The sequence below is a fragment of the Ideonella sp. FW305-24 genome, assembly GCF_058788035.1.
On record NZ_JBYTAI010000016.1, the window covers coordinates 55,828 to 79,398 of the forward strand.

General features: G+C 68.9%; 17 protein-coding genes. 4 read left to right on the forward strand and 13 right to left on the reverse strand.

Annotated elements, in window-relative coordinates; translation table 11 throughout:
• Nucleotides 1-62 precede the first annotated feature (62 nt).
• A complete protein-coding gene (locus AC3WR5_RS29030; RefSeq protein ID WP_492489016.1) occupies nucleotides 63-2,645 on the forward strand; it encodes an ATP-binding protein in 2,583 nt (860 codons plus the stop codon).
• A 30-nt stretch (nucleotides 2,646-2,675) separates the two neighbouring features.
• On the opposite strand, the gene AC3WR5_RS29035 is transcribed toward AC3WR5_RS29030, so the two are convergent.
• The 3 genes from AC3WR5_RS29035 to AC3WR5_RS29045 all read right to left on the reverse strand — a co-directional run bounded on the left by AC3WR5_RS29035 (nucleotide 2,676) and on the right by AC3WR5_RS29045 (nucleotide 7,243).
• Complete coding sequence (locus tag AC3WR5_RS29035) at nucleotides 2,676-4,439, reverse strand: GGDEF domain-containing protein (RefSeq protein WP_492489017.1); 1,764 nt, start codon at nucleotides 4,437-4,439, stop codon at nucleotides 2,676-2,678.
• Nucleotides 4,440-4,553: 114 nt separating this feature from the next.
• Nucleotides 4,554-6,866: a putative bifunctional diguanylate cyclase/phosphodiesterase gene (locus tag AC3WR5_RS29040; protein ID WP_492489020.1), complete on the reverse strand. Its 2,313-nt coding sequence runs from the start codon at nucleotides 6,864-6,866 to the stop codon at nucleotides 4,554-4,556.
• Nucleotides 6,863-7,243, reverse strand: a complete 381-nt coding sequence (locus tag AC3WR5_RS29045; protein WP_141290495.1) for an Hpt domain-containing protein — start codon at nucleotides 7,241-7,243, stop codon at nucleotides 6,863-6,865. The genes AC3WR5_RS29040 and AC3WR5_RS29045 overlap by 4 nt, the downstream gene beginning before the upstream one ends.
• Nucleotides 7,244-7,475: 232 nt before the next feature.
• Between AC3WR5_RS29045 and AC3WR5_RS29050 the strand changes: the two genes are divergently transcribed.
• Complete coding sequence (locus AC3WR5_RS29050) at nucleotides 7,476-9,119, forward strand: sensor histidine kinase (RefSeq protein WP_492489022.1); 1,644 nt, start codon at nucleotides 7,476-7,478, stop codon at nucleotides 9,117-9,119.
• Nucleotides 9,120-9,413: 294 nt separating this feature from the next.
• On the opposite strand, the gene AC3WR5_RS29055 is transcribed toward AC3WR5_RS29050, so the two are convergent.
• The 3 genes from AC3WR5_RS29055 to AC3WR5_RS29065 all read right to left on the reverse strand — a co-directional run bounded on the left by AC3WR5_RS29055 (nucleotide 9,414) and on the right by AC3WR5_RS29065 (nucleotide 13,723).
• Complete coding sequence (locus AC3WR5_RS29055) at nucleotides 9,414-10,106, reverse strand: response regulator (protein WP_492489024.1); 693 nt, start codon at nucleotides 10,104-10,106, stop codon at nucleotides 9,414-9,416.
• Between the two features lie 66 nt (nucleotides 10,107-10,172).
• Nucleotides 10,173-13,223: a PAS domain S-box protein gene (locus AC3WR5_RS29060; protein WP_231011840.1), complete on the reverse strand. Its 3,051-nt coding sequence runs from the start codon at nucleotides 13,221-13,223 to the stop codon at nucleotides 10,173-10,175.
• 131 nt (nucleotides 13,224-13,354) lie between these two features.
• The gene (locus AC3WR5_RS29065) at nucleotides 13,355-13,723 is read right to left on the reverse strand and encodes a VOC family protein (protein ID WP_141290558.1); all 369 of its coding nucleotides are present in this window, start codon (nucleotides 13,721-13,723) and stop codon (nucleotides 13,355-13,357) included.
• Nucleotides 13,724-13,777: 54 nt separating this feature from the next.
• On the opposite strand from AC3WR5_RS29065, the gene AC3WR5_RS29070 reads away from it, so the two are divergent.
• Both AC3WR5_RS29070 and AC3WR5_RS29075 read left to right on the forward strand, forming a co-directional pair.
• Nucleotides 13,778-14,239, forward strand: a complete 462-nt coding sequence (locus AC3WR5_RS29070; RefSeq protein ID WP_492489026.1) for a MarR family winged helix-turn-helix transcriptional regulator — start codon at nucleotides 13,778-13,780, stop codon at nucleotides 14,237-14,239.
• Nucleotides 14,240-14,754: 515 nt separating this feature from the next.
• Nucleotides 14,755-15,195 (forward strand): hypothetical protein, encoded by a 441-nt coding sequence (locus tag AC3WR5_RS29075; protein ID WP_492489028.1) that lies wholly within the window; start codon nucleotides 14,755-14,757, stop codon nucleotides 15,193-15,195.
• Between the two features lie 235 nt (nucleotides 15,196-15,430).
• Here the strand turns inward: AC3WR5_RS29075 and AC3WR5_RS29080 are convergent, their stop codons facing one another.
• From AC3WR5_RS29080 to flgG, 7 genes are all read right to left on the reverse strand, one after another.
• Nucleotides 15,431-16,627, reverse strand: a complete 1,197-nt coding sequence (locus tag AC3WR5_RS29080) for an EAL and HDOD domain-containing protein (RefSeq protein WP_492489030.1) — start codon at nucleotides 16,625-16,627, stop codon at nucleotides 15,431-15,433.
• Between the two features lie 16 nt (nucleotides 16,628-16,643).
• Nucleotides 16,644-17,837, reverse strand: coding sequence for a flagellar hook-associated protein FlgL (flgL, locus tag AC3WR5_RS29085; RefSeq protein ID WP_141286410.1), 1,194 nt, complete (start codon nucleotides 17,835-17,837; stop codon nucleotides 16,644-16,646).
• Between the two features lie 68 nt (nucleotides 17,838-17,905).
• The gene (flgK, locus tag AC3WR5_RS29090; protein ID WP_141286408.1) at nucleotides 17,906-19,855 is read right to left on the reverse strand and encodes a flagellar hook-associated protein FlgK; all 1,950 of its coding nucleotides are present in this window, start codon (nucleotides 19,853-19,855) and stop codon (nucleotides 17,906-17,908) included.
• 10 nt (nucleotides 19,856-19,865) lie between these two features.
• Nucleotides 19,866-20,786, reverse strand: a complete 921-nt coding sequence (gene flgJ, locus AC3WR5_RS29095; RefSeq protein ID WP_141286406.1) for a flagellar assembly peptidoglycan hydrolase FlgJ — start codon at nucleotides 20,784-20,786, stop codon at nucleotides 19,866-19,868.
• Nucleotide 20,787: 1 nt separating this feature from the next.
• A complete protein-coding gene (locus AC3WR5_RS29100; RefSeq protein ID WP_492489032.1) occupies nucleotides 20,788-21,915 on the reverse strand; it encodes a flagellar basal body P-ring protein FlgI in 1,128 nt (375 codons plus the stop codon).
• A 61-nt stretch (nucleotides 21,916-21,976) separates the two neighbouring features.
• Nucleotides 21,977-22,723, reverse strand: coding sequence for a flagellar basal body L-ring protein FlgH (locus tag AC3WR5_RS29105; protein WP_141286404.1), 747 nt, complete (start codon nucleotides 22,721-22,723; stop codon nucleotides 21,977-21,979).
• Between the two features lie 20 nt (nucleotides 22,724-22,743).
• Nucleotides 22,744-23,526: a flagellar basal-body rod protein FlgG gene (gene flgG / locus AC3WR5_RS29110; protein ID WP_141286402.1), complete on the reverse strand. Its 783-nt coding sequence runs from the start codon at nucleotides 23,524-23,526 to the stop codon at nucleotides 22,744-22,746.
• Nucleotides 23,527-23,571: the final 45 nt, after the last annotated feature.

Consider the following 23,571-nt stretch of genomic DNA (forward strand, 5'->3'; position numbering starts at 1 on the left):
GAACAAGGCCTGCATGCTGCGGCGCCGGCCGCGCCCGGTCCTGAAGCGACGATGAAATCGCGATGAATTCAAGGTCAGACCCCGAAGTTTCAGCCCCGCCCACCTGCCTGCGCTTCGACGACTTCGCGCTGTGGCCGGCCGAGCGCCAGTTGCTGCGCCAGGGCGAGCCGGTGGCGCTCACGGCGCGCGCCTTTGGCGTGCTGGTGGCGCTGGTCGAACGCGCGGGCCAGCTGGTCTCGAAGGACGAGCTGATGCAGCGCGTCTGGGCCGGCCTGATCGTCGAGGACAACAACATTGCCGTGCATGTGGCGCAGCTGCGCAAGGCGCTGGGGCCACGTGCCATCGCCACCATCGCTGGTTGCGGCTACCGCTTTGCGCTGCCGGTGCAGGCCGGCGCGCTGGCAGCGCCGAAACTGCCCGCCACCCGCCCGCCGTCGGACGAATTGCCCGGCAACCTGCCAACCCGACCCGCACCGCTGATCGGCCGCGAGGCGGAGCTGCTGGACCTGTTGGCGCTTCTGGCCACGCAACCGTTGGTCACGGTGTGCGGCGAAGCCGGCGTGGGCAAGACGCATCTGGCGATGACGGCTGCGGTGCAGCGCCAGCCGCAGCAGCGCGACGGCGCCTGGTGGGTGGACCTGGCGCCGCTGTCCGACCCGGCTCAGCTCGCGCCCACCATCGCGCGCACGCTGGGCTTCAAGCCGGCCGAAGGCGAGGACCCGCTGGCCGCCTTGGCGCGCCGGCTGCGCCCGGTGCAGATGCTGCTGGTGCTGGACAACGCCGAGCACCTGGCCGAGGCCGTCAGCGCACTGGCGGCGGCGCTGGTGGCGGCCACGCGCGCGCTGTCGCTGCTGGTCACCAGCCAGGTGCCGCTGCGCGCGCCCAGCGAGCAGCTGTTCCGCCTGGCGCCGCTGGCGCTGCCGCCCGAAGGCTGCAGCGCCGCGCAGGCGCGCAGCAGCGGTGCGATGCAGCTGCTGGCCGCACGCGCCGGCAGCGCGGGTCGCCCATTGGCCTGGACCCACAGCCACAACAGCGCGGCCAGCGACGCCGAGGTGCAGCTCGCCGCGCAGGTCTGCCGCGAACTGGACGGCAACGCGCTGGCCATCGAACTGGCCGCGGCCCGCCTGCCGGCGCTGGGCCTGGCCGGGCTGGCCGGGCGGCTGCACCAGCGCCTGGGCCTGCTCGGGCCAGGCACCGCCACACCCCGCTCGCGCCGCAATGCGCTGGACGCCGCGCTGGACTGGAGCCACGGCCTGCTGAGCGAAACCGAACAACAGGTCTTCCGCCGCCTCGCGGTCTTCCCCGGCGCCTTCGAGCTGGACACCGCCGCGCTGTGCCTGGCCGATGCGCAGCTGCCGCCTGAGCGCGTGGTCGAAGCCATCCTGGACCTGGTGGATCGCTCGCTGGTGGGCCTGGACCGCGCGCACGCGCCGCGCTACCGGCTGCTCGAAACCACGCGGCTCTACGCCCAGGCGCGCCTGGCCGCCGACCCGCAGGCCGACGAGGCTCGGCGCGGCTTCGCCCGCGGCCTGAGCCAGGTGCTGGCCGTTGCCTACGACGCGCACTGGGGCGACCCGCCCAAGGCCTGGCGCGAGCGCTGGCTGCCGGAGATCGACAACCTGCGCGCCGCGCTGGACGAGGCCACGGCCCACGACGCCGAGACGGCCGCCGCGCTGTTCGCCAACGCCTGGCCGCTGTGGGAGGCGCTGTCGCTGCTGTCCGAGGGCCGGCAGCGCAGCGAACAGCTGCTGCCACTGCTGGACGGCACCTGGCCCGCGGCGCTGCGCGCCCGCTTCTGGGAAAGCGTGGTGCACTGCCACACGGTCGAATACCCGCAGCGCACGCGCGAGGCCGCCACGAAAGCCGCGGCGCTCTACCGGCAACTGGGCGACACGCGCGGCGAGTACCTGGCCTGCGTGGACCTGGCCTTCAACTGGCGGGTGGACCACCCCGAAGCCCGCGCCGCGCTGGCACGCGCCAAGGCGCTGGAGCAGCCCGCCTGGCCGGCGCGGCTGCAAGCCCGCCGTCGCATCACCGAAGCCACGCTGGCCACCGACAGCGGCGACTTCGCGCTGGCCCGTGAGCTGTTCGCCTCGGTGGTGGCGCTGCGCGAGCGCGACGGCGATGTGGGGGACGCACTGACCCGCGCGGTGGCCAACCTGGCCGACCTCGAACGCGCCGCCGGCCGGCTCGATGAAGCCGTGCGCCTGGCCGACCGGTTCCTGCCGCGCCTGCGCGCCCGCCAGCCCTCGCTGGACGACTTCAACCTGCTGGGCAACCTGCTGGGCGTGCTGCTGGCACAAGGCAATGTGGCACGCGCCCGCGAGGTCGTCGCCGAATGCCAACAGCGCATGCGCCACTTCGCCGAGGACAGCTGCATGTGGTGCACGCTGGACGCATTTGCACTGCTGCACGCGCTGGACGGCCGGACCCGCATCGCCGCCCAACTGGCCGGCGCCGCCGACCGGGCGTACCACGACCACGGCCAGGACAAACGCCAGCCCAACGAGGCCGCAGACCGGGCCCGGCTGGACCGCGTGCTCGCCACCCAGGCAGGCGAGACTCAGCTTTCAGCCTGGCGCGCCGAAGGCTGGGCCATGGCGACGGGCGACGCGCTGCAGCTGGCGTTCACGGGCGCCGATTGAGGGGCGCCAAGCTCGGGGACGATTGAGCCCTCAGCCGATGCAGGTCCGGTTCTTCCCGGTGCGCTTGGCTTCGTACAAGGCTTCGTCGGCGCGTTCCAGCGTCTCTTCCAGCGTGTCGGCGCCGCGGTAGGTCGTCACACCGGCCGAGAAGGTCACGAAGACTTCCTTGCCTTCGTGCATGAACAGGCTGGCGCTGAGCAGGCGCTGCAGGCGGGTCAGCACCTGCTGGGCTTCGTCCACCGGCGTGGCCGGCAGCAGCACGACAAATTCTTCGCCGCCGAAGCGGGCCACCACGTCGCCCGGGCGCAGCGAATCGCGCACCCGCTGTGCCAGTGCCACCAGGGCCTGGTCGCCGGCGGCGTGGCCGAGCTGGTCGTTCAAGCGCTTGAAGTTGTCGATGTCAAGCAGGCCGACGGAGAGTGGCTTGTCTTCGCGCTGCAAGCGGGCCTGTTCGACGCCGAACAGCTGGGCCAGGCCGCGGCGGTTGGCGACCTGGGTCAGCGCGTCGGTCGAGGCTTCGTCGGACATGCGGCGCAGCTCGCCTTCCAGCGTGCGCACCTGGGCTTCGAGTTCGCTGGCGCGGCTGTGGCCGTCCTGCAGGCGCTCGCGGGTGGCATGCACCAGCGCGTGCACGCTGCGGCTCTCGGAAACCATTTCGTGCACGACGCCGGCCAGGCTTTCGAGGGAGTCTGCCTGGTCGATGGTGTCGGCGTAGCGCTGCATGCTGTCGCTGAAGCGGCCGGTGTGCTGGTCGAGTTCGCCCAGCTCGCTGAGCATCTGGTGGATCAGGGACTTCAGCGCATCGCGGGCCTGGTCACGGTCGCCGCGCAAGGCCCCCTGGCGCTGGCGGGTGCTGGCCAGCAGTTCGCTCGCGGCATGCACCGCGCGTGAGCTGGGGCTTTCGCCCAGGCGCTCGCGCAGGCTTTCGAGTTGGCCCTGGACCCAGGAATCGTCCTCGGCCAGCTCGGCCAGGCTGCCGGCGAGTTCGCGGCTGAGCTGGTAGGTCTGGTTCAGCAAATGGTGGCGATGCGACAGCAGCCTGCGCGCACGCTCGCACACGTCCGCCACCTGGCGCGCCAGCTCGGCGCTGGCGCCTTCGGTGGCCAGGCGCTGCGCGAGTGCGGCCAGCTCGTCGGCCAACGCGGCGGCGCGCGGTGCGTCTGGCGGCAGGGCAGCGCCCACGGTGCCGGCAAGTGGCGTGACGACGGCAGGCCAATGCAGCAGGCGTGCGGCCTCAGCCGGTGCCGCCGGCGCGGCAGCAGCCGTCGCGTTCAGCTCGGCGTCCAGCGACTTGTCGCCGGTGGTCGCCGCTTCGCCATCGCTGTCCCAGTTGCTCATCAGTTGCTTGAGACGGTGCTGCAGGCGCTGCATGTCGCTGCGGCTGCTGTCGAGCACGCGCTGCAGGCTGTCCTTCTTGCGCGCCAGCGTCCATTGCTTGCCGCCGCGCTCCAGCCCGCGGGCCAGGCGCTCGATCATCTGGGCCCAGGCTTGCGACTGGGCACTGAGGCTGCCGCCGGAGCGCTCTACCAGGTGCATCGCCTGGTCCCACTGGCCCTGCAGCACGGCCTGCTGCAGCTCGGTGCGCTGGGCGGGGTCGTCCGTCAGGCGCTGCACCAGCTTGTCGATCACCGGTTTGGCGCGCGCCGGCAGCGCAGCCGCCGCGACCTTCCCGCCCGATTCGTCTGCCCAGGCCTGGGCATAGTTCTCGGGTGTGGGCTCCTGCTTGGCCAGGGCCAAGCGCCGCAAGGCCGCCTTGGCAATCTGGGCCGGGGTCAGTTCGGTCACGCTGCTCATCGTCTTCTTGTCGGCATGGCGGGCAGCGACTTGAGGACGGCACGGCCACCCGCGCGCAAAGCGGCAGCCGGCGTGAAGTGCGGACGCTTGGGACGCCGCGCCCGCCACCCCGCTTCAGGGGCCGCGACGCGAGGCGGCCGTGGCTTCACCGCTGGCCGCCTCGATCTCCACCGGGGCCGTCACCGGTCCGGTGTCCGCTTCCAGGTCCATCTCCGCCTGGGCGACCGGCAAGGCATCCAGTGTCGGGCCGGGCGCCACGGTGGCATGCGCGCGCAGCCAGGCAGGCAGGTCCGGCCCCGGCATCGGCCGGCCGATAAGGTAACCCTGCATCAAGCGGCACTGCAGGCTGCGCAGCAGGTTCATCTGCGCGCTGGTTTCCACGCCTTCGGCCACCACGCGCAGGTTCAGCGCCTGCGCCAGCGAGATGATCAGGTGGATGACTTCGCTGGCCTTGGGCTCCCGGCCCAGCTTGTTGACGAAGGAACGGTCGATCTTCAGCTCGGAGATCGGCAATTCGGTCAGGTACTGCAGCGACGAATAGCCGGTGCCGAAATCGTCCACCGAGATCTGCACGCCCACTTCATTGAGCCGGCGCAGCGTGGGCAGGATGCTTTGCAGGTCCTTCATCAGGCTGCTCTCGGTGATTTCGAGCAGCAGCATGCGGTGCGGAATGCCGTAAGGGCTGACCGAGGCGTGGATCAGCTCGACCAGGTCGTGGCGCAGGAACATGCGGCTGGGCATGTTGACCGCGATGGACTCCGAAAAGCCAAAACCCAGCTGCCATTCGCGCGCCTGGCGCGCCGCCTCGCGCAGCGCCCATTCGGACAGCGGCACGATCAGGCCGGTTTCCTCGGCCATCGGGATGAATTCGTTGGGTGGCACCAGCGTCTCGCCGCGGCGCCAGCGCATCAGCGCTTCAACGCCCACCAGCCTGCCGGTCTGCGCCTCGACCTTGGGCTGGTAATAGAGCACCAGCTCGTTGCGCTCGATGGCCTTGTGCAGCGCGGTTTCCAGCTCCAGCTTCTCGCGGTCACGCACCGCAAGGTTGGGCGAATAGGTCATCGCGTCGTTGCGGCCGCGGTCCTTGGCGGCATACATCGCCACGTCGGCATTGCGCATCAGGTCGGCCACCGTCTGGCCGTCGCGCGGGTACAGCGCAATGCCGATGCTGGCGGTGGCGAAGAACTCCTGGTCGGCCACGTAGACCGGCTCGCGCAGCGCTTCGAGGATGCGTTGCGCCACGGCCTGGGCGTCGGCCTCGCCGGCCACCTCGGGCAGCAGCGCGACGAATTCATCGCCGCCCAGCCGGCCCACCGCTTCCAGCGCCCGATGGAAACGCGCGCCGACCGCCTCGACGGTGCCGTCGAAGATCTGGTCGCTGTGGCGCACGCAGCTGCGCAGCCGCATCGAAACCGAGAGCAGCAGCTCGTCGCCAGCCGAATGGCCCAGCGTGTCGTTGATCTTCTTGAAGCGATCCAGGTCGATCATCAGCACCGCCATCTGGTGGCCCATGCGGCGCGCCTGTTCCAGCGCGCGCTCGGCGCGCCAGTGCAGCTGGCGGCGATTCGGCAGCTGGGTCAGCGGGTCCTTGTTGGCCAGCTTGCGGATCGAATCTTCGGCCTGGTGGCGCTCGGTCACGTCCTGCACGATGCCGGTGTAGCCGATGCACTGGCCGTATTCGCCGAACTCGGGTTCGCCTTCGACATGGATGATGCGGTTGCGCTTGACGCCGCGCGACAGCGGCACGTCCATCGCAATGCCGAACACCTGGCGCACGATCTGCCGCACGCCGCGCACCAGCGAATGCCGCTCGTCACGCGTCATCATGCGCAACAGGTCACGGAAGCTGAGGCGGTCGTCCGGCCCGCTGCCAAACACGCGCAGCGCCTCTTCCGAAAGCTCCAGCCCGGCCGGCAGGCCGTGGCCCGGCTGCTGCCACCATTCGAAGCTGCCCATGCGGGCCAGGTCCTGCGCGCGCGCCAGCTTGGCCCGGCTGCGGATCAGCTCCTGCTGGGTGCGCGCCGAGCGCAGCATGTAGCGCAGCCGTCCGGCCAGCAGGCTCCACTGGTTGGACTTGACGAAGAAGTCGGTTGCACCGGCGTCGTAGGCGCGCTGGATGGAGGCTTCGTCGGCCAGGCCGGTCAGCATCAGCACCGGCACGTTTTCCAGGCCGTACATGTTGCGCAGCTCTTCGCAGGTCTCGAAGCCGTCGAGCCCGGGCATGCGCGCGTCCAGCACCACCAGGTCGGGTATCCAGCCGCCGAGGATGCGCAGCGCCTCGTCGCCGTTGTTGGCCTGGGTGACGTCGAAGCCGTGCTGGGTCAGCGCGGCGGCCACCAGCATCAGGTTGACGTCGTCGTCGTCAACCAGCAGCACCTTGGGTCGCTCCTCGGTCAAGGGCAACGCCGAAGCATTGCTCCCCATCATGCGGCCCCGCCTTCGAGCAAGGCCCTCACGGCGGCATCGGCGGCCACTGCGGCCGCATCGAACTTCAGCGCCAGCGCCGGCACCCGCTCGGGCTGGTCCAGCCGCACCGCCTCTTCCAGCGCAGCGCACAGGCGCGACAGCGGCAGCGCACCCACGCTGGCCGAAGCCGACTTCAGCGCATGGGCGGCATGCGACAAGGCCCTCAGGTCACCTGCCGCATGCGCAGCCGCGACCGCATCGCGCTGGTTCTGCAGCGAGCGAAGAAAAGTGTCCAGCACCCGCTTGACGAAGCCCGAGCTGCCCTGGGGGTCGAGCGCCCGCAGTTGGTCGAGGCTGGCAGAGTCCAGCACAGGTGCGTTGTCGCCGGCATCTAGCATCTTGCAATCTTGTCCGGTCGGGGTGCCGACCGGCAGTTGGTTGTGTCGCCATTCTGCCTTCGCCACACGCGATTTTGGCACTCCCAAGGAAACGGCCTTGCGCAAGCATCATGCGGCATCCCATGCACGTCAAGGCGGAATTGCCGCCATCGTGGATACGAGCAGCGGGAATATGTCGCGCGACTGTGCGGTTTGCCCCTTGCAAGCGGATCGTCTCCTTACAATCCGCGCCATGCGCCGATCCCTGTCTGCCTGCGCGTTCGCCCCGGCGTCTGCTCGCGCATCGCGCGGGCGCAGCCTCACGGCCACGGTGCTGTGGGCCGGCCTGCTGGCGCTGGCCATCCTGCTGGTATGGTCGCTCGCCGCCGCGCCGGGCAATCCGGAAGGCCTGAGCGGGCCCTGGTCCTGGCTGCCCATGCTGGCCTTTGGCGGCGTGTGCGCACTCGCCGGCCTGCTGTGGGGCCGCCAAAGCCTGGCGCATCAGCTGCGCAACGCCACCCAAAACGAACAAAGCCTGACCGAGCTGGCCGACAGCTTCGTCTGGCGCAGCGACGCCCAGCACCGCGTGCAGGGCTGGCGCCCACCGCATGGCGCTGCGCCTGCAGCCTGGGTGGCCGAGCAGGCGCTGGGCCTGAAGCTGTTCGACCGTTTCGAGGTGCTGGACCCCGACACCCGCCCCGGCGCGCTGCAGGCCAGGCTGGACGCGCACGCGCTGATCCCCGAGCTGCGCGTGGTGCGGCTGGGCATGCCGGGCCAGCCGGTGTGGCGGCTGCGCGCACTGCCGCAGTTCGATGCCCATGGCGACTTCCTCGGTTACCTCGGTACCGCAACTCCGCTGGGCGAGAGCGAACAACGTGTGTTCGACCAGGCCGTGCTGCAGCGCCTGTGGCCCGAGCTGGACGTGGCCGCAGTGGCGCTGGTGCCGGACGGCCGCGGCTGGCGCATTGCCGCGATCAGCCCCGACGCGGCGCGCCTGCTCCAGCTCGACCCGCATGCCCCCGAGGGCATGCGCGACTGGGCCGGCGCACTGGCCAAGGCACCGCGCGAGCTGATCGGCGTGATCGAAGGCCTGGCCCCGGGCCAAAGTGCCACCACCGACCAGTGGCAGCTCGAAATGCTGCCACTCGACAGCGAAACCGGCCAGCAACCCGGCCGCCTGCTGCTGCTGCGCCCGCTGCCTGGCGCAGCGCCTGAAGAAGCCGCCATCAGCGCGGCCGATCACGAGTCCTTCATCTATTCGGTTTCGCACGACCTGCGCGCACCGCTGCGCGTGGTCGAAGGTTTTGCGCGCATCCTCAAGGAAGACTACGGCCGCTTCCTGGACCGCATCGGAAATGACCACGTCGACCGCGTGCTCTCGGCCGGCGCGCGCATGAACAGCATGATCGATGCACTGCTGGCGCTGTCGCGCCTGCAGTCGCAGCCGCTGGCACGCAAGCCGGTGGACCTGTCGCAGCTGGCCGGCTTCATCATCGAAGACCTGCGCCGCGAAGCACCGGACCGCCAGGCCAGCATCCACATCGAAACCGGCCTGGTGGTGCAGGGCGACCCGACGCTGCTGCGCATTGCGCTGGAAAACCTGCTGAGCAACGCCTGGAAGTACAGCGGCCAGAACCCGCACACCACGATAGAATTCCGCTGCGAACGCCAGGCCGACGGCCGCCGCGTCTACGTCGTGGCCGACCAGGGCGCAGGCTTCGACATGCGCTTCGCCGACCGCCTGTTCGGCGTGTTCCAGCGCCTGCACAGCCCCACGGACTTCCAGGGCACCGGCGTCGGCCTGGCCTCGGTGCGCCGCATCCTGCGCCGCCACGGCGGCGACATCTGGGCCGAATCTGAAGTCGGCAAAGGCGCTCGCTTCTACTTCACGGTCTGAACGACCATCGACCTTGAAAGTCTGCGCGGGATCAGGCCGCCGGGGTGCATTGCTCCGCTCATGTCCCCCGAACGGACTGCGTCCGTTCTCCTCCTTTACTTCGCTGCGCAATACACCCCACCGTCCTGATCTGGCACGGTGTTGGCTGTTCAATGCTTGCCAAAACGCCAACGCTTACGCGGAGGGCGTCGGGTGGGCGATGCAGTGAAGTAAAGGAGGAGCCGAAGGCGGGGGACATGAACGGAATCGCCCACCTGATGGCCGCAGCCCGCAACAGGCCTCAACAGGCAGCGTTCAAGCGTTCCCAGGCCGAGCCAGCAGTTCGACCGCATCGACCAGCGCCGCAGCCTGAGCAGCCAAACTCCGCCCATCGGCTTCGGCCAGGCGAACCAGTCGGGCCAGCGCTTCGGTGCGGGGCAGCGAGTAGCGGTGCATCAGCACGCCCACCGCCAGCGGAATCGGATCGGCCAGCGCGCTGGCAGGTTCTGCCACCGAATGAGCGGCAACAGCAGGCGTGGGTGCTGCCACTGGCGTGACCGAAAACGCGGGGGCGACGACCGCAGGCGCGGGTGCGGGCGCCGGTGCGCGGCCACGGCGGGCACGCACGGCTGCCACGGCGGCCTCCACGGTCGGCACGATCTGCGCGATGTCCAGCGGCTTGACCAGGTAGGCCACGGCACCCAGTTCCTTGACCTTGGCCACCGTCGCCGCATCGGCAAAGGCCGAGAGGAACATGAAAGGCATGGACAGCGACTCGCGCAGGTAGTCGGCCACGTCGAAGCCCGACTTGCCTTCCATGCGGATGTCCAGCAGCGCCAGGTCCGGCCGGTGCTCACGCGCCAGCAGGATCGCATCGTCGCCGTTGTCGGCGTCGATCACGTCGAACCCCGCGCGCGACAGCCCGTGGGTGACGGTGGCCAGGACCAGGCGGTCGTCATCGACCACCAGGACCTTGCCTTTGCTGTTCATCGAGAGGGGATCGACCATGCGTGGGATTTTCGCTGAACTGCTGCGAACCAGGTCACCAAATATGGTGGGGGAAAGTCGGGACGCTCACAGCGGCTCCAGCAGGGCGACTGCCGGCGGCACCAGGCGCAACCGTGCCACCACGGCCTCGCCTTCCTGGGTCAGCGAAATCGTCGCCCCCTTGCGCGGCAACAAGGCCCGCACCAGGCCCAGGCCGGAAATGCCCGAAGGGATCTGCGCCAGGCTGAAGTCCGGCGCCAGCCGGCCTGGATTCAACACGCACAGGCTCACCTCTGCCTCGCCGCAAATCATGCGGCAGACGATCACGCCGCCCTCGCTGTGCTTGATGGCGTTGGTCAGCAACTCATTGACCGTGAGCGCCACCGGGATCGAATCGGCCTCGGTCAGCGCGAAGCGATGCGGTGCCGGGCCCTGCACTTCCACTTCGATCTGCCGCCCGAACATGCGCTGCACCGACTGGGCGATGGCCTCCATCACGCCGCGCACCCGCAGCGGCCCGGTCATGCCGACCTGCAGCCCGTGCACCTGGGCAATCGCATGCACCTGGCTGACGGCTTCGGCAATCGCCGGGCCGGCGGCGGGCGTGCGCTGTGCGCTCTGTTGCAGCAGGCCGGCGACACCCTGCAGGTTGTTCTTGATGCGGTGGTGCACTTCCTTGACCAGCATCTCGCGCTGGGCGATGGCGGCTTCCAGCCGCGCCTCGTCTGCGGCGCGCTGCTCGGTCACGTCGCTGGCCACCAGCAGCAACTGCGCGCCGGCCTCGCCGGGGTCGACCAGCGAGACGATGCGCATGTCCCAGACCTGGCCGGGCTCGCCGCTCTCCGGGTCGGCCGCGCGGTGCAGCTCGCGGCGCAGCGTGTCGCTGGCTTCAGGTGCGCCCCCAGGGCCGGGCTGCGCCCAGCCCGCCCCCCGGGGGGGAGAAGGCGTCTTGAGGCGGCCCAGCGATTCCTCCTGAGCGCGATGCAGGTCAGCCGACAGCGAAGCCGCTTCCGGCCCCGGCAGCCACAGCGCCGGCTGGCGGCCGAGGATCTCCGCCGCAGGGCGGCGCGCAAACGCCGCCATCATCTGGTTGAGCTGCAGCACCTGCTGGTTGTTCGCATCGAACAGCGCAATCGCCAACGGCGCGGTCTCGATGATGCGTTGCAGGCTGGTGCGGGCCTGGGTGATCTGGTTCTCGGCCTCGCGGCGGCGCTCGATGTCCAGCAGCGCAAAAGTCAGCTGCTGCCCGCCTCCCTGGTCAAGCCCGGTCACCACGGCATTGCCCACGACCCAGAAGGTGCGCCCGTCGCGGCCCACCAGCCGGCATTCAAAGGTCTCGGCCTGGCCCTCCTGCAGCGTGGCCAGCCAGTCGGTGCGGCGCAGCGGGTGATCGGCCTCGGGCGAGGCGACCACGCTGATCGGCTGGCCCAGGAAATCCGACAGCTCGCCACCGAACATGCGCCGCGCCGAGCGGTTCATCCACTCGATGCCCTTCTCGCCCAGCGTGACGATGCCCACCAGCACCGAATCCAGGATCGCGCGCGTGCGGTCCGCCTGCGCCAGCAGCGACTCGCGCGCCCGCCGCCGCTCGTCCACGCTGACGAAGGAACTGATCGCGCCTGCCGTCGGATCGTTCGCGTCCACCGGCCTCTGGCTGACCTGCACCCACAGCTCGGTGCCATCGCGCCGGCGGATGCGGCGCTCGCCGCGGGCCCGGCCATGCAAGGCCAGGTCGCGCTTTTCCTGCGCCAGGTGATGCTGGTAGACCCGCTCGTCTTCGTACAGCTCGGCCAGCGGCAGGCCTTGCAGCTCCGCCTGGCTGTGGCCGGTCAACTCGGCCATGGCCTGGTTGGCCCGCTCGATGCGCCCTTCGCGCTGGTGCACGATGCCCACATCCGACAGGCTGAACATCAGCTCGCGTTCACGCTCCAGGCCCTCCAGCTCGGCCTGCTGGGTGCGCAGCCGCGTCACGTCGGTCAGCACCGCGACCGCCTCGTCCTGCCCGGGGCCGGACACCCCGGCGCGGCGCAGCGCCAGCGAGTACCAGACCGGCTTGCCCGAGGCCTGCGCGCTCGCCGGCTGGAACTGGGTCTCGAAACTGCCTTGCTGGGCCAGCGTGGCCAGCGCCTGGCGCGCCGCCGTGCCGGTCACGCCGCAGCGCGCCAGCAGTGCGTCCATGCTGAGCCCCGTGCCATCGCCAGGCGCCAGGTCCAGCAAGGCTTCGAAGCGCGCATTGCAGCGCGCCAGCCGCGGGCCGCGCAGGTAGGCAATGCCGGCCGGCGAGGTGTCGAGGATGGTGCCCAGCTCCTGCAGCAGCTGCTCGTTGCGGCGGCGGGCGTTTTCTTCTTCGGTCACGTCCAGCGTGACGACGCTGAAGCCATGGCGGCCATCGTCGCCCAGCGCCGTCGGCTCGACCCGGGTCAGCAGCCAGCGCCGGCCCATGTCGCGGTGGCGCACGGCGTAGCGCACCTCCACCCGCTGGCGCTGGCGCAGCGCGCTTTGCAGCCGCTCGTATTCGGGCAGCGATTCAGGCTCGACCAGGTCACGGCCAATCGACATCAGCCCCGCGCCCTGCCCGGCTGGCGCGGCCTCGGCCATGCCTTCCCCGGCATCCGGACGGCCGGGCGCGGCGGTGATCCAGCCGCGCGCCGGGTCAAAGGTCGCCACCCCCAGGCCGGCCGTGCCCATCAAGGCCGCAATCTCGATGCGCGACAGCTCCTGCGCGTCTTCCAGCTTGCAGTCTTCCAGCTGCACCAGCCAGCGCCGCGGTACGCCATCCAGCGCGCGCGTGGTGGCGCGCAAATGACGCTGGCCGCCAGCCGCGCTCGGCAGCCAGCCTTCCATGCGGTGGCTCTGGCCAGGCCCGGGCATCGCGCCCGGCCAGCCGATCAGCTCACAGAGCGCCGGTGACAAGGCCCCCAGCTGGTTCGCATCCGCCACGCCCATCAGCGCCTGCATCGGCGCGTTGGCGCAGGCAATGCGCCCAGTGCTGTCGCATGCCAGCAAAGCCAGCGGGTTGATCTCCAGCAGCGCCAGCAGCTCGGGCGGCAATGGCGCACCCGTCCAACTCGAAGTCACCAGCCCCGCCGATTCCGGCGCGGCCCGCAACGAAGGCAGCAGCTTGGATTTGAACGACATGGGCACCAGCTTGAGGGGGAAAAGCCAGTTTAGCCCCCGAAGCATCGGGTGGAAGGGTTCCTTCCGTTCGCCCTGAGCCTGTCGAAGGGTTTGCAAGCCCCTCACACAGGTCCACCGCAATGCACGCCCAGTCAGCGCCGCGCCGTATGAAAGGTGATCGCGTAGCCATCGGGATCACCGGCAACGAAGAAGCGGCCGAAGGGGCCGTCGGCCAGCGGGCTGAGGATCGCACCGCCCCGCTCGACGATGCGGTCGTGCAGCGCATCGGCGTCGGCGCATGCGATCCAGAGCACCATGCCCACGCCGAGTGGCCCTGCTTCGGGAAGCGCACGCAGCGGCACACGCAGCGCCAGCGGGATGGGCTCGGTCTTGAAAACGACCGCCCCGGGAGGGCTCTGGGGCGCGGCTTCGAAACCGAAGGTCTCGACGTAGAACTTGCGGGATGCGGCGAGGTCGCGCACTTGCAAGGCGATGAAATCCGGGCCGACTGGCGTTGTCATGATGGCTCCTGTCCATTAATATCAGGGGACTGATATTAATGTAAGGGCCCTGATATGTCAACAGCGAAGCCAACGCCTCGCAGCGGAGTCGACTGGATTGGCTACAACCTGAAGATCACGCAACATCGATTGAGGCAACGCCTGGATGCCGAGCTCGCGCAGATCGGCATCACGGCACCCCAGAACGCAGTCCTGCTTGCCGTCGCCGGCAATCCGCGAATCTCGAATGCCGAACTGGCTCGCGCGGCGTTCGTGACGCCACAGACCATGCAGGCGATCCTCGTCAATCTCGAACGCGCAGGCCTGATCGTGCGAAGCCCGCACCCTGAGCATGGCCGGGTCATCATGACCGAGCTGACGAAGGCCGGTCAAAAAGCCGTCGCCGATGGCGCAAAAGCCGCCGACGCGGTCGAAAGGCAGATGCTCTCCCTGCTGTCGCCTGAAGAGGCCCAGCTGCTCTGCGCGTTGCTCAAGCGCTGCGCCGCCGGACTGGGCGAGGAGCCGGCCCACGGCTAGCGGCTTGTCTTCCCGATGGCACGGAACCAGAAAAGGTGGGGACGGGAAAGCGAATGTCCACCCTGTCCGCCCTGCGCTTGCCGAAGGCATTTCCGCCGTTCTCCCTGTCGAAGGGTTTGCAAGCCCCTCACAAATGCCCCTCACAAATGCCCATCACCAATGAACTCCGAGACGGCGAACCCAGGAAGCGTGTCGACGGAGGGCTCGCAGCGAGAGTCTGGGACATCACCGCCAGCGGAACCGCGGGGCGCACGGCTCGGCTTCAATGTCCTGGGCATGGAAGCGGATGGCGCAATGTGCGCTCCAGGCTGATAGGAGCCGTTCGAATCGGAGAGGCCGCCACATGGCTGCAATCTCCAAGAATCGGCATCGAAGGATGTCCGCAGCTCTTGTCGGCGACCACCCAGACCCGGGCTCTTGACGACGACTCGCCGGGCCTCCAGGCAAAATCCAGATGATCGGGCGAGCCTGGCGTCAGGCCTGCCGGGAAGCCCACCTTGAATGGAGCAGCATCAATGGCACTGACGAAGAAGGGCGAGTTCTGGTACGGGACGACGTCCGGCGACACCCAAGCCGAGCTGCGCAGCTACAGCGTTGCGAATGGCCATGAGGCCGTCCGATTTGCCGCGTCCAAATGCGATTGCGGGTGCCGGACCTTCGCGCTGCAGACCGATGAAGAAGCCGGCGTGGCGATCCGCACCTGCACAGACTGCGGGCAGGAACACCTGATGGGCGACAGCGCGGACTACGTTGAAGAAGCCGCGCCCGAGGCGCACGAGTGCGTGTGCGAGAACGAGGTGTTCGAGCTGATGTCCGGCGTCTCTGTGTACGCGGGCACCCATGACGTGCGCTGGTACTACATCGCTTGCCGCTGCGTGGAATGCAATCTGGTCGGGGTCTTCGCAGACTGGAAGTGTGAAGCGGGTGATGCGGCGGCCTTCCTCGCCAAGGTATGAGCGGCCGAACCCCACAGAGATCAGGCCTCGCAGGCTGGGGATCATGCGCGAACGTTGAACGACTGCTTCAGAGCGTCGAGTTCAGCACATCGAAGGACCGCACCCGCTGCAATGCCGTGCTTCCTCGCGCTCCAACGTTCCTGACTTTGTTGCCGTGTCTCGGACTTTGATGGCAAGGAATACAAGGCAAGCTTCGACAGGCCCGAACGGAGAATTACTCAGCCCGAACGGAGCACTACTCCGGCTGCATCTGGCGCGACGCGAGCAAGGCCTTCCAGGCGGCGCGGTTGACCTCGCCGGCGGACAGCAGCATCTCGCCGGTCGCATCGGTGATGTCGTGCGGCGATTCGGATTCGATGGCGATGGCCAGGTTCAGGGACTGGCGGTAGGGGCCGTTTTCGCCGACCAGGGTTTGTGCCACGCCTTCGGCGACCGGCAGGCTGGACAGCAGGCGGTCAAAGGGCTGGCCCAGCATGCGGTCCAGCAGCGAGAACACGCCGCAGATGAAGGCTTCGCTGCGGGCGGATTCGTCGCCCAGGCTGCGCGCCAGGTCTTCCATCAGCAGGCCGCGGCGCACGGCAAGGAACATCAGTGGCTTCAGGTCCGGGCTGTCGACCGCGCTGGTCATCAACAGGGCCAGCCAGCGCTTCAGGCGCTGGTAGCCGAGGATCATGATGGCGTGCTGGAACGAACTGACCTCGACCGACAGGCCGAAGGCTGGCGAGTTGATCAGCCGCATCAGCTTGAAGGCCAGCGCGGGGTCGCCGCGCAGCACGGCGTCGAGCTTGTTGGCCGGCTCCTCGCGGTCCACGCGCTGGATCAGGTTCATCACCACCTGGGCGCTGGCCGGCACGTCCTTGCGGGCGACGTTGGCACCCGGCGCCTCGCCCAGCGGCCAGCCCTGCACCGCCAGCGCGCCGCGCTTGAGCGCGTCAGCGGCCACGGCTGCGGTCGGCGCGGCCGCAATCACCCAGGGCGTGCTGCGCGCGGGGGCGTTGGCAGGCGCGGGTTGCTGGCGCCGGTCTTCGGCGGCGTCCACGATCACATGCTTGAAGCAGCCCGCCAGGTCCGGCGGCAGCGGAGCCAGCGGCCGGCCCTTGAGCACCAGCACCGAGCCGGACTTCGCATGCTCGCGCAGCAGTTCGGCGCCGGCCGGGTCGGCGGCCATGAAGGCCGGCACTTCCAGCTGGATGTGGGCCGGTGCAGGCCGGGCCAGCAGCGCGTGCAGCAGCGGCTCGCTGGTCGGGTTCAGCGCCAGCGGACCGTTGGCCTCGGACCAGTCGGCCGCCAGCATGGCCAGCACGCCATCGGCCAGTTCGGCCGGCGAGCCAACAAGCGGGTGCAGCGTGAGCCGCGAGATCGCCGGCTGGCGCTTGGCATTGAACAGGGCGCCGTAGGCCAGCACCAGCTGGTCGAGCACAGGATGATCCATGACAGTTTTCTTGTTGTCAGCCGTTGATGTAGTTGAACAAGGACAGCTTCTGCATCGACGCGTAGGTCTGCAGCGCGGCAGAGTAGCCGGTCTGCTTGTTCGAGAAGTCCGAGATGGCCTGGGCCATGTCGAGGTCTTCGGCATTTGACTCGGTGGTTTTACCGTAGAGCTTCAAATCGTCGACCCGGCCCTGCACGCTGTCGATGCGCTTGAGCAACTCGCCGGTCATGCTGCGGGTGCTTTGCAGGTGGTTGGCGACCGAATCGATGTCGCGCAGGCCGGACTGCACCGTCTGCGTGGTCTGCGCCGCGCTGCGCGAAGGTGTCTTCAACTCGGCCACGACCTTGTCGAGCACGCTGAAGATCGAGGCACTCGGCGTGGACGGCTGGATGTCGAAGCTGTCGCCCTGGCCGGGTGTGCCGCTGACGCTCAGCGCCATGCCGTCGACCTGGATGGCCTGGCCCGAGGTGTAGGGCTGGTCGGACAGCACGGCGGTGCTGCCGTCCTTGATGACCGAGTAGGTCGTGGCGCCGTTGGCCACGGTGAACTGGATCTGGTAGGCCGAGCCGGTGATGGCCGCCGGCGAGGTCACGCGGCCGGCGTCGATCCAGGCGCTGGCGCTGTTGCTGCTGGTGGTGAACACGCCGTTGCCGGTGGGCGCGGCCAGCCAGGTCTCGTTGCCGTCCAGCGTCAGCGGCAGTTGTTCGTCGGACGCAACCTGGGTGGCGCCGCCGCTGCCGGTGTAGCCCACGCCGCCGGGCTGGTCGATGAACGGGGCCTGGCTGCTGCCCTGGCCGGAAAACACATAGCCGCCGGTGCCGTCACCGCGGTTGGCCACGGCCAGCAACTGCTTGCGGATCGCGGCGATCTGGTTGGCGGTGTCGGCGCGCTCGGCGTCGCTGTACGAGGCATTGCCGGCCGCGACGATGAGTTCTCGCGCCTGCTGCACCAGCTCGCCTGCGTCGGACAGCGCCGATTCGGTCAGCGTCATCGAATTGCGGCTGGCGTCGATCGCGCGGGTCGTTGCGTCGGCGCGCTGCTCCATCGCACGGGCGCGCTCGGCGCGGGCGGCGGCGGTCGGGTCGTCGCTGGCTTTCAGCACGCGCTTGCCGCTGGTCATCTGCTCCTGCGCACGGACCAGTTCGGCCTGGCGCTGCTGGAGGTTTTCCACCGAAGAGGAGAACGCGTAGGCGGTGGTGATGCGGGTCATCGCGGGGCTCCTGCGGCTCTCGCCGCGCGGTCAAGGCAGTCAATCATCAGGCAACCATGCCGCAGGGCTCAATGGCCCAGCTGCAGCATGGTGTCGAACACGGTCTGGGCAATCTGCAGCACCTTGGCGGCGGCCTGGTAGGCCTGCTGGAACTGGATCAGCCGCGAGGCCTCTTCGTCCAGGTTGACGCCGGTCTTGGAGGCCAGGGTCTGCGCGGTCTGGTCGGCAGCGGAGGCGGAGATGTTGGCCGCCGCCATCGCACCCTGCACGCGCACGCCGATGTCGGCCATGGCCGCGGCGTAGGCGTCGGTGGCGGTGGCGCCGTCGGCAATCGTGCCGTCGGTGCGCTGGAAGCGGCCGACCATGCGCTCGTCGCGCAGCGCGGCAAAGGCCAGCGCGTTGCCGTTGTTGGTGTCGGTGTAGGTGGTGGGCGCCACGCTCATCGAGTCGCCGCTCTTGGGCACGCCGTTGAGCTGGACCTCGAAGCCGTTGAGCGAGATCGGCTGGCCCGAGACCCAGGTGCCGGTGCCGCTGGTGGTGACGTTGCCGCTGCTGTCGCGCAGCTCCCAGTTGAAGTCACCGGTGTCGGACGTGAAGCTGACGTTGGCGGTGAGCGTGGGGTCGATCGACTTGTCGGTCACGGTCAACGATCTGACGGTGGCGGTGCCGGTGTTGGCCACGCCCATCGTCGCGGTGACCGGCGACGCAGCGGCAATGCCGTTGACGTCGTCCATGATGCGGCTCATGCCGCTGGCCGCTTCGCCCACCGGCTGCAGCAGGAAGCGGTCGCCGGTCTGCAGGTCGGGGTTGACGTCGATCTTGAAACCGTCCACGGTGTCGCCGTTGGCCACCGTGCGGGTCACGCCGTCAGACAGGCGCTTGAGCGTGTAGTTGCCCGTGCCGTCGGCGCGCATCTCGTAGTCGCTGGCCTGCAGCTGGGTGGCGTCCGTCACCGTCAGCTGGACCTGGGCGATGAAGATGCCGCTGCCGTCCTTGGCATTGTTGGCATTCGGCTTGGCGCTCGGCGCGCCCAGGCTGAACAGCGGCGCGCCGGCACCGGCCGGGTTGCCCATGTCGATGCCCAGCGACTGCACCTCGTTGACCCGCGAGCCGAAGGCCGCGGCCATCTGGCCGAGCTCGTTGCGCGCGTCCACCAGGTCGTCGTTCTGGAACTTCAGCAGGCCGGCCAGCGAGCCGCCGGTGATCATGTCCTCGCGCAGTGCCAGCGTGTCGCCCGAGCTTTGCAGCGACAGCGCGCTGCGCGACGGATCGGCCGGGTCGGCCTGCACCGTCATCGTCGAGGCTTCGCTGCCCAGCACCAGGCGCTGGCCGCCGGCAATGAACACGCCCATCGAGCCGTCGGACGCCTTCAGCGTGCTGACCTCGACGATGTCGCTGATCTGCGAGATCAGCTGGTCGCGCTGGTCCAGCAAGTCGTTGGGCTGCTGGGTCGCACCGGCATAACCGGCAATCTGGTTGTTCAGGTCGGCAACCTTGGCGGCCAAGGTGTTCAGCGTGGACACCGAGTTGCGCATGTCGGACTGCACGCCCTCCTGCAGCACCCGGATGCGCTCGGCACCGGCCTTGAAGCGGTCGGCCACGTCGGCGGCGCGGGCCAACACCACCTGGCGGGCCGAAGCATCGTTGGGCGTGTTGGCCAGGTCGACCATCGAGTTCAGGAAATCGCCCATGGCATAGCCAATGCCCTGGTTGCCCGAAGGAAACACGTCCTGCAGTTGCTGCAGCTGGCCCGAGCGGGTGGCGTCCATGGACTTCAGCGACTGCGCGGCAGCGGCCTGCATGGTCAGGAAGTCGTCGTGCGCCCGCTTGACGTTGGCCACATTCACGCCCTTGCCGAAGAAACCCCGGCCGGTGTATTGGCCCTTGGAGGTCTCGATCAGCGCTTCCTGGCGCGAATACCCGGTGACGTTGGCGTTGGCAATGTTGTGGCTGGTGACATCCAGCGCAGCCTGGGCGGCGAACATGCCGCGCAGGCCGATGGTCATCAAACCGGACATGGCGGGCGCCTCAGGTCTGCACGCTGCGCTGCAGGCGCAGGGTGGTGTTGATCACGCGGCTGAGCTTTTGCGCGTAGGCCGGGTCGGTGGCGTAGCCGGCCTTCTGCAGGCCATGGGCAAAGCTGTGGGCGTCGCTGCCGGAGGCGACCACGCGCTCGTAGCGCGGGTTGTCCTTCATCAGCTTGGCGTAGTCGGCAAAGGACTCGGCATAGCTGCCGTAGGCGCGGAATTTCTGCACCACCTTGCGCGGCTGGCCGTTGCTGTATTCGGTGGTGGTCACGTCCACCGTGTCGCCGGTCCAGTTGCTGCCGGCCTTGATGCCGAACAGGTTGTGCGCGGTGGTGCCATCCTGGTGGCGGATCTCGTGCTTGCCCCAGCCGGTCTCGTGCGCCGCCTGGGCGATCATGAACGAGGCGGGGATGCCGGTGGTGGCTTCGGCCTGCGTCGCGGCTTCGGTGTGCTGCGTCACGAAGTCGGAGGCCGACTGCTGCGGCATGCCGACGGCCGCCTGCGGCCGAGCCAGGCTGGCGGTGGAACGGGTGGCGGCAAGGTTGGCGCTGTCGGGCCTGGCAATCGAAGTCGCGCTGCCGCTGACCTGGCGGTCCAGCTGGCGGGCGATCACGTCGGCCAGGCCGCCGGGTCGGCCGGAGAGCTTGGTGGACCACTGCGTGTCCAGCATTTCGGCGCCGAGCTTGGAAGCGTCGTTGTCCATGCTGCTGTCGGACTTGGTGGCCTCGCGCATGCTCTTGAGCAGCTGTTGCATGAACAGCGTCTCGAACTGCTTGGCGGCTTCCTTGACGGCGGCCTTGGGGTCCTTGGCCGCGCGGCTCTTCAGCGACTCGACACCGCGTGCATCGCCAAAGCCGGTGCTGCTGGCCACATTGGCCGCCCCTGCGTTGGCGCCCAGGCCGGTGGTGGCGAGCTTGGTCATGTCAGATGACCTCCAAGTCCGCCTGCAGCGCGCCGGCCGCCTTCATGGCCTGCAGGATGGCCAGCAGGTCTTGCGGCGTCGCGCCCAGTGCGTTCAGGGCTTTCACCACGTCGGCCAGCTGGGCGCTCGCCGGCAGCTGGATCACGTTGCCACCTTGCTGGGCGATCGAGATGTCGGTCTTTTCGGTGACGGTGGTGGTACCGCCGGACAGCGCATTGGGCTGGCTGACCGTGGGCGTGGAATTGATGGTCACCGACAGGCTGCCATGCGCCACCGCGCAAGGCGCCAGCGAGACGGCCTGGTTCAGCACGATGGAGCCGGTGCGTGGGTTCATCACCACTTTGGCAGCCGGCTTGGCCAGCTCCAGCGGCAGGTTCTCGATGTCGGCCAGGAAACTCACGCGCTCGTTCATGTCCTGCGGCGCACGCACGCGCACCACGCGCCCGTCGACCGCCTGCGCGGTGCCGGGGCCCTTGGCCGCATTGATGGCCTGGGCCACCGCGCGGGCGGTGTTGAAGTCGGCGGAATTCACGTCGAGCTGGATCAAGTCGCCCTGCGACAGCGGCGTGGGCACGGTGCGCTCCACCGTCGCGCCTTCGGGCACGCGGCCACCGCTCAAATGGTTGATCTGCACCTTGGAGCCGCCTTGCGAAGCGCCGGCACCGCCGACGATCAGGCCGCCCTGGGCCACGGCATAGACCTCGCCGTCAGCGCCCTTGAGCGGCGTGGCGACCAGCGAGCCGCCGCGCAGGCTCTTGGCATTGCCGATGGACGAGACGCTGACGTCGATCTGCTGGCCGGGCTGGGCAAAGGCCGGCAGCGTCGCGGTGACCAGCACCGCGGCAATGTTCTTCAGCTGCATCGAGGTGCCGGGCGGCACCGAGATGCCCATCTGCTGCAGCATCGAGCTGACACCCTGCGCGGTGAACGGCACCTGCGCCGTCTGGTCGCCAGTGCCGTCCAGGCCCACGACCAGGCCGTAGCCGATCAGCTGGTTGCTGCGCACGCCCTGCACCGAGGCGACTTCCTTGATGCGCTGCGCGGCCTGCGCCGGCAGCACCGCACCCACCGCCAGGGCCAGGCCGGTGAGCACGACTGCACAGCGGGAAAGGCGGGTGATCAGGGTCATGGTGGCGGGCGTTTGCAAAGCTGACACAAAGCGGGAGGGGTTCGGCCGATTCTGGGCAAACTCAAACCGGCAGAAGGTTCAAGAAGAAGCGCGAGAGCCAGTTAATTCCCTGCGTATCGGCCATCGCGCCGTCGCCCTTGTGCTGCACGCGCACGTTGGCGATCTGGGTGCTGGCGATCGAATTGCCCGGCAGGATGCTGCGCGGGTCGACCTGGCCGGTGAAGCGCAGCGTGTCCACGTTGTGGTTCACGCCGACCTGCTTTTCGCCGGCGATCAGCAGGTGGCCGTTGGGCAGCACGCCGGTGACAATGGCGGTGATGGTGCCGGAGAAGTCGTTGGCGGTGTCGGTCGAGCCCTTGCCGGCGAAGGTGTTGCTGCTGCTGCCGGCGGCGTTCACGCCCACCTTGGCCAGCAGGCTGGGGCTGATCAGCGGCAGGCCGCTGAGCGCGCCGGTGACCGCGCCGGTCTTGTCGATGGTGCTGGTGGCCTTCTGGCTGGCGGTCACGCGCTCGCTGATCTGCACCGTCAGCGTGTCGCCCACCATGCGCGCGCGGTGGTCCTCGAACATCGGCCGGTAGGCCGCGGCCTGGTAGATCGAGCCGTTGACCATGCCGGCCTGGCGGGTGGCCACGGGCACCGGCATCTGGGCTTCCCAGGGCGTCGGCCCGCTGGCCGGCATGGCCGGCGCGGTGGCGGTGGGGAACTGCACTTCGGGCGTGGTGTAGACAGTGCTGCAGGCGGCCAGCGCGCCGCAGGACAGCAGGGCAAGCAGCGCGACGGAACGCAGGGAAGAACGGGCGAGGGTCACGACGGGTCTCCAGGGAAGGATCAAAGCTGCGACAGGCGCTGCAGCATCTGGTCGGAGGTCGACACGGCCTTGGAATTGAGTTCGTAGGCGCGCTGGGTCTGGATCATCGAGACCAGCTCCTCGACCACGTTCACGTTGCTGGCCTCGGTGAAGCCTTGCTGCACCGTGCCCAGGCTGTTGGTGCCACCGGCGCCGGTCGTCGGCGTGCCGGACGAGGCGGTCTCGGTGAACAGGTTCTGCCCGCGCGGCTCCAGGCCGGACGGATTGATGAAGTTGGCGATCTGCAGCTGGCCGACGTTCTGCGGCGCGACCTGGCCCGGCGTGGTCACCGAGACCGTGCCGTCGGCGGCAATGCTCACCGAAGTGGCATTGGTCGGGATGGTGATGCCGGGCTGCACCAGGTAGCCGTTGTTGGTCACCATCTGGCCCTGCGCGTCGAGCTGGAAGGCACCGTCGCGGGTATAGCCGGTGGTGCCGTCGGGCATCGCCACCTGGAAGAAGCCGTTGCCCTTGATGCCCAGGTCCAGCATGTTGCTGGTCTGCTGCAGCGTGCCCTGGCTGAAATTGCGCGTGGTGGCCACCGCGCGCGTGCCCAGGCCAACCTGCAGGCCGGTCGGCAGCTGCGTCTGCTCCGAGCTGTTCGAACCCGTCTGGCGCAGGTTCTGGTACATCAGGTCCTCGAAGCTGGCGTGCGACTGCTTGTAGCCGTTGGTGGCCACGTTGGAGAGGTTGTGGGAGATGTGGTCCAGCTGCATCTGCTGGGCCTCCATCCCGGATTTGGAAATCCAGAGCGATCGAAGCATTGGGGCACCCCCGTCAAGCGGTAAATCCAATGATGCGGGGAACTT